General features: G+C 60.8%; 8 protein-coding genes and 2 pseudogenes. 9 read left to right on the forward strand and 1 reads right to left on the reverse strand.

Annotated features, from left to right (window positions below; translation table 11 throughout):
• Positions 1-175 precede the first annotated feature (175 nt).
• The 9 genes and pseudogenes from gap to AB4O12_RS15020 all read left to right on the forward strand — a co-directional run bounded on the left by gap (position 176) and on the right by AB4O12_RS15020 (position 10,805).
• The gene (gene gap, locus AB4O12_RS14980; RefSeq protein ID WP_016773526.1) at positions 176-1,177 is read left to right on the forward strand and encodes a type I glyceraldehyde-3-phosphate dehydrogenase; all 1,002 of its coding nucleotides are present in this window, start codon (positions 176-178) and stop codon (positions 1,175-1,177) included.
• A 199-nt stretch (positions 1,178-1,376) separates the two neighbouring features.
• Positions 1,377-1,904: an RNA polymerase sigma factor gene (locus AB4O12_RS14985; RefSeq protein WP_041479774.1), complete on the forward strand. Its 528-nt coding sequence runs from the start codon at positions 1,377-1,379 to the stop codon at positions 1,902-1,904.
• Positions 1,905-2,005: 101 nt separating this feature from the next.
• Positions 2,006-2,971, forward strand: a complete 966-nt coding sequence (locus AB4O12_RS14990) for a FecR family protein (RefSeq protein WP_460058924.1) — start codon at positions 2,006-2,008, stop codon at positions 2,969-2,971.
• A 122-nt stretch (positions 2,972-3,093) separates the two neighbouring features.
• Complete coding sequence (locus AB4O12_RS14995; RefSeq protein ID WP_460058926.1) at positions 3,094-5,679, forward strand: TonB-dependent receptor; 2,586 nt, start codon at positions 3,094-3,096, stop codon at positions 5,677-5,679.
• Between the two features lie 109 nt (positions 5,680-5,788).
• A complete protein-coding gene (locus tag AB4O12_RS15000; protein ID WP_460058928.1) occupies positions 5,789-6,385 on the forward strand; it encodes a biliverdin-producing heme oxygenase in 597 nt (198 codons plus the stop codon).
• Positions 6,386-6,546: 161 nt separating this feature from the next.
• A complete protein-coding gene (locus tag AB4O12_RS15005) occupies positions 6,547-6,957 on the forward strand; it encodes a YbaN family protein (protein ID WP_252886697.1) in 411 nt (136 codons plus the stop codon).
• Positions 6,958-7,398: 441 nt separating this feature from the next.
• A pseudogene (locus AB4O12_RS15010) lies at positions 7,399-8,358 on the forward strand (methyl-accepting chemotaxis protein); the annotation flags it as partial.
• A 378-nt stretch (positions 8,359-8,736) separates the two neighbouring features.
• Positions 8,737-9,264: pseudogene (locus tag AB4O12_RS15015) on the forward strand (methyl-accepting chemotaxis protein); the annotation flags it as partial.
• 191 nt (positions 9,265-9,455) lie between these two features.
• Positions 9,456-10,805 (forward strand): CoA transferase, encoded by a 1,350-nt coding sequence (locus tag AB4O12_RS15020; protein WP_460058930.1) that lies wholly within the window; start codon positions 9,456-9,458, stop codon positions 10,803-10,805.
• A gap of 586 nt (positions 10,806-11,391) precedes the next feature.
• Here AB4O12_RS15020 and arcD read toward each other — a convergent pair.
• Positions 11,392-12,819: an arginine-ornithine antiporter gene (arcD, locus tag AB4O12_RS15025; RefSeq protein WP_423664056.1), complete on the reverse strand. Its 1,428-nt coding sequence runs from the start codon at positions 12,817-12,819 to the stop codon at positions 11,392-11,394.
• Between the last annotated feature and the right edge of the window lie 131 nt (positions 12,820-12,950).

Below are 12,950 nucleotides of genomic sequence, written 5' to 3' on the forward strand. Positions count from 1 at the left end.
CTGATCAAACGCCGTTGTTGTTGGAATGACAGACGGCTTTTTTGACCATTCGGACCAGTTGATTCAGGTCACTCGTTGTAGATAAAACAAAATATTGCCACTAAAAAGGCTTGTTTTCTATTTTTATGCGAATAATCTTGTAATTCCAACAACAAAACGACGGCGGCGCTGTTCCATGACTCTTCGAATTGCAATCAATGGTTTTGGCCGCATCGGCCGTAATGTCCTGCGCGCACTGTATACCCAAGGCTATCGTCAAGACCTGCAGATCGTCGCGATCAACGATCTGGGTGACAGTTCGATCAATGCCCATCTGCTCAAATACGACACCGTCCACGGCACTTTCGACGCCGAAGTCGCGCACGATAACGAGAGCCTGACGGTCAATGGCGACCGCATCGCGGTCAGCGCCATTCGCAACCCGGCCGACCTGCCGTGGGCCGCAGAAAAAATCGACGTAGTGTTCGAATGCACCGGTCTGTTCACCGACCGTGCCAAAGCCGCCGCGCATATCAGCGCCGGCGCCCGCAAGGTGATCATTTCTGCCCCGGCCAAAGGCGCCGACGCCACCGTCGTTTATGGCGTCAACCACGACATTCTGCGTCAGTCGCACCAGATCATTTCCAACGCTTCGTGCACCACCAACTGCCTGGCGCCAGTGGCGCAGGTGCTGCATCGCGAGCTGGGGATCGAAAGCGGCCTGATGACCACCATCCACGCCTACACCAACGACCAGAACCTCACCGACGTCTATCACAGCGACCCGTACCGCGCCCGTTCCGCCACGCAGAACATGATCCCGAGCAAGACCGGCGCAGCCGAAGCGGTAGGCCTGGTGCTGCCGGAACTGGCGGGCAAATTGACCGGCATGGCTGTGCGCGTACCGGTGATCAATGTGTCGCTGGTCGACCTCACCGTGCAACTGAAGAAAGAAGCCAGTGCCGACGAAGTCAACGCCCTGCTGAAAGCGGCCAGCCAGCACTCGAAGATTCTCGGTTACAACACCTTGCCGCTGGTTTCCAGCGACTTCAACCACAACCCGCTGTCGTCGATCTTCGACGCCAACCACACCAAGGTCAGCGGCAAGTTGCTGAAAGTGCTGGCCTGGTACGACAACGAATGGGGCTTCTCCAACCGCATGCTGGATAACTGCCTGGCGTTGTGTAACGCCGAATAATCCCGGCCGGTCCCCAATCCCTGTGGGAGCGAGCCTGCTCGCGAAAGCTATATGTCAGTCAATATGGAGCTGACTGACACAACGCCTTCGCGAGCAGGCTCGCTCCCACAGGAGATCCGATTTCAATTTGAAATCAGCGCTTGACCATTTAGCTGGATGATAAGCATTATCATTCGCTCGAAATGGATCAGGTCCTCCCGTGAGTCAATCGCGCTTCAACCACGTCTTCCTCGCCCAGCGCACTTCCCTGCTGCGCACGCTGGAACGGATGGTCAACAATCACAGCACCGCTGAAGACCTGTTGCAGGAGACCTACCTGCGCGTCACCCGAGCGTTGAGCGAACGGGCCATCGATCACCTTGAACCCTTTGTCTTCCAGACCGCGCGCAATCTGGCACTGGATCATTTGCGTGCGCGCAAGATTCATGCGCGGACCATGGTCGATGATGTGCCTCAGGACGTAGTGCAGAGCATCGCCGCGCCGGCCAGCAGCGCCGAAGACGCCGCCCACGCCGAACAACTGCTGGAGCGTTTGAACGTGAGCCTCAGCCAACTCAGCCCGCGCCAGCAACAGATCTTCATCCTCAGCCGCCTGCACGGGCACAGTTATCAGGAAATCGCCAATGAACTGAACGTGTCGCTGAGCACCGTGCAGAAAGAACTGAAACTGATCATGTCGATCTGCATTGGCGTCGCCGAACGACATAACGGCAGCGGCAAGCTTTGAGCTGCAAGCTACAGGTAAAAACAAAAAGCGGTAACGCATCCGGCTTGCAGCTTGCAGCTTGAAGCTAGAAACTGCTTCGCCAGAAGCCCTGAGGAACCACCGTGACGGACACCCACCGCTCGCCTTCGCCCGATTCGGCGCGGGACGCTGCAGCTGCAATGGACCAGGCGCTGGACTGGCTCATCGTGCTCGGCAGCCCGGATGAGGAACAGACCCGGCAATTTCATGCCTGGCTGGCGGCTGATCCGTTGAATGCCGAGGCGTTCGCCAAGGCCCAGGCCATCTGGGAAGGCCCGCAAGTCGCACTGTGCGCCGAGGCTCTGGCGACAAAACCGGTAAAAATCACCTTCCTCAAACGCTTGCGCCCACATTGGAAACCGCTGGCCACCGCTGCGGTGCTGATCCTTGGGCTGTTCAGTTTCAGTAATTTGCCGATGCGCATTCAAGCGGATCACCTGACCGTGGTCGGCGAGCGTCAGCGACTGCAACTGGAGGACGGCTCGAAGGTCCTGCTCAATACCAACTCGGCGTTTTCCAGCACCATCAACGATCAACAGCGCGTGGCCCGGCTGTTTCAGGGCGAGGCGTTTTTCGAGATCGCCAGCGGGCGCAATCAGCCGCTGGAGATCGACGCAGGTCCGGTAACGGCCAGCGTCCACGACACCGCATTCGCCGTGCGCTACCTCGACGGGGTCGCGCAAGTGAATGTGCAGCGTGGCGATGTCGATCTGCGCGCCACCCACAACGATGCCGGGGTGCGCCTGCGCGCCGGGGAGAGCATTCGCATCGGCCCCAACGGTTTTGATCGCCCGGCCAAGCTCGACGCCAATGCCGATCTGGCCTGGGTTGAAGGCCGTCTGGTGTTCGAGAACTGCCCGCTGAATCAGGTGCTGGCCGAGCTGCGCCGCTACTACCCGGGCTGGATCATCAACAACAACGAGCAACTGGCCGACGTCGCCGTCACCGGCAATTACCGTCTCGACCAGCCGCTCGACGTGGTCCGCTCCCTCGCCCACATCACCTCGGCGCGCCTGCAGGAATTCCCGGCGCTGGTGATCCTTAACTGAATGAGAATTATTTTTACTCGATAGCCAGCGACAGTACGTCTCGTTATAGCCAATGCAATTGATTCGCATCTAACCATGCCGATCAGCACCTATAAAGATTCGTGCGACACGGAGCGCTATCGATGTCCTCACGCCTTACCCGCCAGACTGCTTCCCCTTCCCGCGTACTGTCGCTGCTGACTGCGGCCATCCTGATGGCTGGCACCGCACCGCTGCTGGCGGCCACCGAGCAACCGACGCGCAACATGGGCGATTACGCGTTCGCCATCGGCCAGCAACCACTGGTTTCGGCACTGAATGCCTTCACCGCCGTGACCGGTTGGCAGGTCGGCTTGCCGGCAGAGTTGGGGCAGAACGTTTCGTCGCCGGGCGTGCGCGGTTCGCTGCCGCCGGAGAAAGCCCTCGAGCGCCTGTTGGTGGGGACCAACCTGAGCTTTCGCAAGCTGAGCAACAACAATGTCGTGCTGGAAAAACGCAACAGCAGCGGCACGCTCAATCTCGATCAGGTGACCATCAGCGCCACTCGCCAGGAACAGTCGGTCAACAGCGTGCCTTCGACGGTCAGCGTGCATGATCGCCAAGCGCTTGACCGCAACAACGTCAACACCATCAAGGATCTGGTGCGCTACGAACCGGGCGTTTCCGTTGGCGGTGCCGGCCAGCGCGGCGGCATCAGCGGCTACAACATTCGCGGTATCGACGGCGACCGCATCCTGACTCAAGTCGATGGCGTGGAAATCCCCAACGGCTTCTTCAACGGCCCCTACGCCAAAAGCCAGCGCAACTACGTCGACCCGGAAATCGTCAAACGCGTGGAAATCCTCCGTGGCCCGGCCTCGGTGCTGTACGGCAGCAACGCCATCGGCGGCGCGGTCAGCTATTACACGCTGGACGCCGACGACATCATCAAACCGGGCAAGGACGTCGGCGCGCGCATGAAAAGCGGTTACAGCTCCGCCGACGACAGCTGGCTGAAATCCGCCACCGTCGCTGGCCGCAGCGCTGAGTTCGACGGCTTGCTGCATTACAGCCAGCGCGACGGTCATGAAACCGAATCCTTTGGCAGCCACAACGGCACCGGTCTGGAACGCACCGCCGCCAACCCGGAAGACGTGCGCGCAACCAACGTCCTGGCCAAGCTCGGCTGGAACTACAACGACGATTCGCGCCTGGGCCTGACCTACGAAAAGTACAAGGACGATCGCGACACCGATCAGAAAAGTGCCTACGGCGGCCCGTACTTTAATGGCGCGCCGACCATTCCGAGCAGCGTACTGCCCGGCGGCATGTACCAGTGGCGCACCGGTAACGACACCATCACCCGCGAGCGTTTCGGCATCGAACACGCGTTCGCCCTCGACAGCCTGCTGGTCGATAACGTCAAGTGGAGCCTCAATCACCAGATCGCCAAGACCGACCAGAGCACCGAAGAGTTGTACTACCCGATCACTCGTAAAGTGCTGCGTACCCGCGACACGCTCTACGAAGAAAAACAGTGGGTGTTCGACGCGCAACTGGACAAGGCTTTCGCCATCGGTGACACCGATCACCTGCTGACTTACGGCACCACGATCAAACAGCAGAAAGTCACCGGCTCACGCAGCGGCGACGGCACCTGTGTAGCCGTCGGTCGCGGCTGCACGGCGATAGGCGCGACGAGTCCGGCAGATGTGCTGGCCAAAGCCACTGATTTCCCCGATCCGACCATCAACACCTACAGCCTGTTTGCTCAGGATCAGATCAGCTGGAACGACTGGACCTTCCTGCCGGGCCTGCGCTACGACTACACCCAGCTCAAGCCGCACATCACTGAAGAGTTTCTCAACACCGTGAACGCCGACGGCCAGGGCACGGTCAGCGACAAAAACAAGACCTGGCACAAGGTGTCGCCGAAATTCGGCCTGACCTATGCACTGACGGACAACTACACCTGGTACGGCCAGTACGCCGAAGGCTTCCGCACGCCCACGGCAAAATCGCTGTACGGGCGTTTCGAGAACAACACCACCGGCTACACCGTAGCGCCCAACTCCGACCTCGAGCCGGAAAAGAGCAAAGGCTTCGAAACCGGCCTGCGCGGGAATTTCGAGCAGGGTTCGTTCGACGTCGCGGTGTTCTATAACAAGTACCGCGACTTCATCAACGAGGACGCGGTCAAGCCGGGCGACGATCAGTTGACCTTCCAGAGCAACAACATCAAGCGCGCCACCATCAAGGGCGCGGAAGTCAAAGGTCGCTTGAACCTGGATGCGTTCGGCGCGCCGCAAGGCCTGTATACCCAAGGCTCGATCGCCTACGCCTACGGTCGCAACAACGACAGCGGCGAGCCGATCAACAGCGTCAATCCGCTCACCGGCGTGTTCGGTCTCGGTTACGACCAGGACAACTATGGCGGTTTGCTGAGCTGGACCGTGGTGAAGAAAAAGGACCGCGTCGACGACAGCAACTTCAAGTCGCCGGACGGCGTCAGCAGTCAGTTCAAGACCCCGGGCTTCGGCATTCTCGATCTGGCCGGCTATTACAAGGTGACCGACGACGTCACCGTCAGCGGCGGCGTCTACAACCTGACCGACAAGAAGTACTGGCTGTGGGATGACGTGCGCGGTTACGACAGCGTCGGCGAAGCCTCGGTGACGCAACCGGCCAACCTCGATCGGCTGACCCAACCGGGACGCAACTTCGCGATCAACCTGATCTGGGACATCTGATCCGCCCGGCCTCACTGCGCGAGTTCTCGCCGCGCAGTGAGGTTTTTTTACTGTCCGGCGCCCGCCCGTACGTCTTGTTATCAAGCGCCTCATCAATCAAGGACACCCCATGACTACCCCGGAAAAAACCCTGCGTTCGCAACGCCTGAACCAGATCACCCATGAGCCGCACAGCAAACTCGATGCGCTGGTCAAAGCCCACGCACCATTCGAAACCCGCGCCAGCTTCGCCCGTTTCGTCGTTGCGCAATACCTGTTCCAGGCGGAACTGGTCGAGCTGTACAACGATGCCGAACTGACTGCAATCGTCCCCGACCTGCCGGCCCGTTGCCGCGCCGAAGCGGCCGGGGCTGACCTCGCCGACCTCGACACCGAGGTTCCGGCCCCGGTGGCTGGCGCGCTGAAAAACCCGAGCAAGGCGCGGGCGCTGGGCTGGATTTTCGTGTCGGAGGGTTCCAAGCTCGGCGCGGCGTTCCTGATCAAGCGCGCGGTGGCGCTCGATCTGAGCGAAACCTTTGGTGCCCGGCATTTGGCTGAACCGCAAGGTGGCCGCGCCGAGGGCTGGAAAAGCTTCGTACGCACCCTCGATGCGTTGCCGTTCACCGCTGAGGAAGAGGCTGAAGTGGAGCAAGGTGCGCTGGATGCATTCAACCGCTTCACCGTGCTGTTGGAACGGGCTTATGCCATAGAAGCCGAACCGGCCTGAAGCAACTCTTATCACTTGTGGGAGCGAGCCTGCTCGCGAAGACGGCAGCACATTCAACTCAATGTGCCTGATCAACCGCTTTCGCGAGCAGGCTCGCTCCCACAGAGCTCACCACAAATCTGTAAGATCCCCGTTCCGCTTCAGAAGCCGCCGCTGAGCCCATGCCCGCACCCGCCCCATCAAAACTTGCCCGTCTGCTGTTCGGCCTGCTGGCCTATGTCAGCCTCGGCATTGGCCTGGTCGCCATCGTCGTGCCCGGTCTGCCGACCACCGAGTTCATCCTCCTTGCCGCGTGGGCCGCGACCCGCAGTTCGCCGCGCTTGAGTGCGTGGCTGGAGAATCATCGCCTGTTCGGGCCGATCCTCAGTAACTGGCGCAACGGCAGGGTGATCGCGCGCAAGGCCAAGATCAGCGCCACCGTCAGCATGCTGCTGTGCGCCACTTTGATGCTGGTACTGCTTGATCACGGCTGGCCGATCTATCTGGCGATTGCCGGCATGGCCATGGGCAACCTGTGGATCTGGTCGCGCCCGGAGACGCCCGCCGCGTTAGTGAAACATCCCTGTAATTAAAGCCTTTTCAGCACTTTCCCCTGCGCAAACGTTTAGCGGCGACCGTCCGTCGGCAAGTGCCTCATGCCGTCTCACTCGACGCCGATGAGCATTGAATGGCGCTGAATGGATTTGGCAAACCGGGCTTCAGGCCCAGCCACCTGTTTATTCCATTCGCGAGATCGCCCCATGTTCGACTCTCTTTCCATTCGCCTGAAAATCGTCCTGCTCTCCGGCCTGTGCCTGCTCGGAGTGGTGGTGCTGATCGTCAGCATGAACATCTACCAGACCAACCAGAACGACGCGCTGGTCAGTCAATCCAGCAACCAGTTGCTCACCGCCAGCGTGCAGAACCTGTTGCAGGCCAAGGCCGCTGAGCAAGCGGTGCGGGTGCAGAAAACCTTTGGTGAAAGCCTGCTCGTGGTCACCGCCCTCGCCGACCAGATCAAGGATCTGCGGACGATGGCGGCCAAGCGTTCGCTCGAAGCCGGCGCTGTTCGTGAAGAGTTGAACCAGAGCCTGAAAACCGCCTTCGAGCGCAACGATAAAGTCCTCGGCATCTGGCTGGCCTTCGAACCCAACGGCCTCGACGGCAAGGACAGCGAATTCGCCAACGATGCCGCGCGGCAGTCCAACGAAGCCGGGCGCTTCGCCTCGTACTGGAGCCGTGCCGCCGGCGCCGCGCTGAATACAATCATGGTCGAGGACGACCTGACCAAGACCACCCTCAGCGTCAGCGGCACGCCGTACAACAGTTGGTACACCTGCCCTCGCGACAACAAACGCACCTGCCTGCTTGACCCGTATGCCGACACGGTCGGTGGCAAGGAAATGCTCATGACGACCATTTCCGTACCGCTGCTGGTGGATGGCAAAGCGATCGGTGTGGTCGGTGTCGACATCGCGCTCGACGCCCTGCAAGCCGCCGCCGTCGACTCGCAGCGCAGCCTGTTCAACAACGCCGGGCATATGCTGATCGTCTCCGGCAGCGGTGTGCTGGCGGCCGACAGTGCCGACGCGACGCGAGTGGGCAAAAAAATCAGCGACACCCTCGGCGCTGACGGCAAGGATGTATTGCAACTGGTCGGCAGCGGTACGGCGAAAATCCTCCAACAGGGCGAGCTGATTCGCGCGGTTTACCCGGTCGACCCGATCGGCAATTCGCGGGCCTGGGGCGTGGTCATCGACCTGCCCGAGCACGTGCTGCTGGCCGACTCGGTGAAACTGCAAGCGGTGCTGGATGACGCGCAACAAACCGGCGTCATCACTGCCCTGCTGGTGGCGGGCGTGGCCGGTCTGGTCGGCCTCCTGCTGATCTGGCTCACCGCCTCCGGCGTCACCCGTCCGATCAACAGCGTTGCTGAGATGCTGAAGAACATCGCCAGCGGCGAAGGCGATCTGACCCAGCGCCTGAACTACAGCAAGAAAGATGAACTGGGCGAACTGGTGAACTGGTTCAACCGCTTTCTCGACAAGCTGCAGCCGACCATCGCGCAGATCAAACAGAGCATCACCGAAGCCCGTGGCACGGCTGATCAGTCGTCGGAAATTGCCCGGCAGACCAGCGAAGGCATGCAGGTGCAGTTCCGCGAAATCGATCAGGTCGCCACCGCGTCCAACGAAATGAGCGCCACTGCCCACGACGTCGCCAACAGTGCCTCGAACGCGGCCAACGCCGCCAAGGGTGCCGATCAGTCGGCGAAGGACGGTATGGCGATCATCGAGCGCAGCACCCGCGACATCAATCAACTCGCCGATGAGGTCAGCAAAGCGGTGACCGAAGTCGAAGCGCTGGCGGTCAACAGCGAGCAGATCGGCTCGGTGCTGGAAGTAATCCGCAGCATCGCCGAACAAACCAACCTGCTGGCCCTCAACGCCGCCATCGAAGCCGCCCGCGCCGGCGAAAGCGGTCGCGGTTTTGCCGTGGTCGCCGACGAGGTGCGCAACCTGGCCAAACGCACGCAGGATTCGGTGGAAGAAATCCGCATCGTCATCGAGCGCATCCAGACCGGCACCCGTGGCGTGGTCGCGACCATGCATTCGAGCCAGACCCAGGCGCACAACAATGCCGGGCAGATTCGTCAGGCCGTTGATGCGCTGGGCAAGATCAGCGACGCGGTGACAGTGATCAGCGACATGAACCTGCAGATCGCCAGTGCCGCCGAAGAGCAAAGCGCCGTGGCCGAAGAGGTCAACCGCAACGTCTCGGCGATTCGCACCGTGACCGAAACCCTGACCGAGCAGGCCACCGAATCGGCAGCGATCAGCAGCCAGCTCAACAGCCTGGCGAGCCAGCAGATGAAATTGATGGATCAGTTCCGCGTGTAACGGCCCAGCATAAATCCCTGTGGGAGCGAGCCTGCTCGCGAAGCGGTCGTCATATCCAACATCCGTGTTGACTGACACGACGCCTTCGCGAGCAGGCTCGCTCCCACTGGGGAAACGGGTTCACATCCTGGTTTCATCTAAACCGCGATTCTTTTGCACTATCATCGCCCTCTCGTTCCGGAGGGCCTTCGATGACTGATCTGCTCACGTCCATCCAAACCGCACTCGACCTGCCTCGCACGCCCATCCCCTTCAACGGTGACGGCGCGTTGCCCTCGGTGTTCGCAGTCACTGAACTGGCCTGCGCCAGCATCGCCGCTGCCGGCCAAGCGCTCAGCGAATTGCTTCACCAGCAAACCGGGCACTTGTCTGCGGTTGCAGTCGACCGGCGCCTGGCCTCGTTCTGGTTCTCCACCTCGCTTTGCCCGATCGGCTGGCAGGTGCCGCCGTTATGGGACGCGATCGCCGGCGACTATGCGACCCGGGACGGCTGGATCCGTCTGCACACCAACGCCCCGCATCACCGCGCCGCCGCTGAACGCGTGCTCGGTGCCTGCGCCGACCGCGCCGCAATGGCGGCAAAAGTCGCGCAATGGGACAGTGCGGATCTGGAACAAGCAGTGGTCGACGCCAACGGCTGCGCCGCCGAGATGCGCAGTTGGGCGCAGTGGCAGCAGCATCCGCAGGGGCTGGCGGTGAATGCCGAAGCGCTGGTGCAATTCATCGAGCAGACGGACGAGAACCGCAGCCCATGGCAAGGTTCGCTCGCACGGCCTCTGGCCGGGATCAAGGTGCTCGACCTGACCCGCGTGCTCGCCGGTCCCAGCGCCAGCCGCTTCCTCGCTGGGCTGGGCGCCAACGTGCTGCGCATCGATCCACCGAGCTGGAACGAACCCGGCGTCGTTCCGGAAATGACTGTCGGCAAGCGCTGTGCGCGGCTGGATCTGCAAGTGCCAGCGGATCGCGCAGTGTTCGAAGGTTTATTGCAAGACGCCGACATCTTGCTCCACGGCTATCGCGCCGATGCGCTGGAACATCTGGGGTTTGGTATTGAACGCCGAAGGCAACTGGCACCGGGGCTGATCGACGTCTGCCTCAACGCCTACGGCTGGAGCGGCCCTTGGCAGAACCGCCGGGGCTTCGACAGCCTGGTGCAGATGAGCAGCGGCATCGCCGAGGCCGGGCAGCATTGGAGGCACAGCGATAAACCGACGCCACTGCCGGTGCAGGCACTGGATCATGCGACCGGGTATCTGATGGCGGCGAGTGCAATAAGGCTGCTGACTGAACGACTGGCCAGCGGTCGCGGGGGTTCGGCGCGGTTGTCGCTGGCACGGACGGCGAAGCTGTTGCTTGAGCATGGGCCGGGGATGCTTGACCCGCTGCGGGCTGAAGACGCACTGGATCAGGATCCGGCGATTGAACACACCGCGTGGGGACCGGCGCGGAGGTTGCGCGTGCCGCTGCAGATCAGCGGGACGGCGATGCGGTGGAATTGGCCGGCGACGGAGTTGGGCTCGCATCCTCCGTGTTGGCCATGAGAAGCCCCTCACCCTAGCCCTCTCCCAGAGGGAGAGGGGACTGATTGGGGGATATTGGAGAGTTACGCCGACGTGAAAGATTTTCGTCGAATCCATAATCGACTCGATCGCTCAGGTCGATGTATAGCGCCAGACACCTCGGTCGGTCCCCTCTCCCAGAGGGAGAAGGGACTGATTGGGGGATATTGGAGAGTTACGCCGACGTGAAAGATTTTCGTCGAATCCATAATCAACTCGATCGCTCAGGTCGATGTATAGCGCCAGACACCTCGGTCGGTCCCCTCTCCCAGAGGGAGAGGGGACTGATTGGGGATATTGGAGAGTTACGCCGACGTGAAAGATTTTCGTCGAATCCATAATCAACTCGATCGCTCAGGTCGATGTATAGCGCCAGACACCTCGGTCGGTCCCCTCTCCCAGAGGGAGAGGGGACTGATTGGGGGATATTGGAGAGTTACGCCGACGTGGAAGATTTTCGTCGAATCCATAATCAACTCGATCGCTCAGGTCGATGTATAGCGCCAGACACCTCGGTCGGTCCCCTCTCCCTCTGGGAGAGGGCTAGGGTGAGGGGCTGCTTTTCAGATCACAACGACAACACCCCGCTATACAACCCATACGCCGCCAGCCCCGCCCCGATCACCACGCAAGCAAAAATCCCCTTTTCCACCGTAGTGAAAACCGGTTGCCCCTGTTCACGCTTGGCCTTGGCAAACAGGATCACCCCCGGCGCATACAGCAGCGCCGACAGCAGCAGATACTTCACTCCACCGGCATACAACAGCCACACCGCGTAAACCAGGGCGATGCCGCCGATCAGCAGATCCTTGGTACGTTCCGCCGAGGCGTGTTCGTAGGTTTCGCCGCGCCCGCTGAGCAGCACCGCGTAGGCCGCCGACCACAAATACGGCACCAGAATCATCGACGACGCCAGATAGATCAGACTGGTGTAAGTCCCCGCCGAGAACAGTGTGATCAGCAGGAAAATCTGGATCATCACATTGGTCAGCCACAGCGCGTTGACCGGCACGTGGTTCTTGTTTTCCTTCTTCAGGAACGCCGGCATGGTTTTGTCTTTGGCCGTGGCGAAGAGGATTTCCGCGCACAGCAAGGCCCATGACAACAACGCGCCCAACAGCGAAATCGCCAGCCCGACGCTGATCAGCAACGCACCCCACGGCCCGACGATGTGCTCGAGCACCGCTGCCAGTGATGGGTTTTGCAGATTGGCCAGTTCCGGCTGGCTCATGATCCCCAGCGACAGCACGTTGACCAGCACCAGCAGCGCCAGCACGCCGATAAAACCGATCACCGTGGCGCGGCCGACGTCGCTGCGTTTTTCTGCGCGAGCCGAATAGACGCTGGCGCCTTCGATGCCGATGAACACGAACACGGTGACCAGCATCATGTTGCGCACCTGATCCATCACCCCGCCGAAGTTCGGGTTGCTGCGGCCCCAGATGTCGCGGGTGAAAATGTCAGCCTTGAATGCCACGGCAGCGATGACGATGAACATGATCAGCGGCACGACCTTGGCCACGGTGGTCAGTTGGTTGATCAGCGCCGCCTCCTTGATCCCGCGCATCACCAGAAAATGCACCGCCCACAACAGCACCGAAGCGCAGCCGATGGCGATCGGCGTGTTGCCCTGACCGAACACCGGGAAGAAATAACCGAGGGTGCTGAACAGCAACACAAAATAGCCGACGTTGCCCAGCCAGGCGCTGATCCAGTAACCCCACGCCGACGAAAAGCCCATGTAGTCGCCGAACCCGGCCTTGGCGTAGGCGTAGACGCCCGAGTCCAGCTCCGGTTTGCGATTGGCCAGGGTCTGAAAGACGAACGCCAGCGTCAGCATGCCTATCGCAGTAATGCCCCAACCGATCAGGATCGCCCCGGCATCGGCGCGCGCCGCCATGTTTTGCGGCAACGAGAAAATCCCCCCGCCGATCATCGACCCCACCACCAGCGCGATCAACGCACCAAGGCGCAGCTTTTGCGTCGGTTGCAACATGCAGATCTCCTTGAAAGAGCCGTTGTTGTTTATTTGTAACAACTGCCGACTAAAAGCCTAAGGGTAGATGACGTTTATCAGGTAATGGCCAATTTCGCACCGTTATATATAGCCGACCACGATAACGCTTA

The sequence above is a fragment of the Pseudomonas sp. S2_A05 genome (assembly GCF_054668485.1).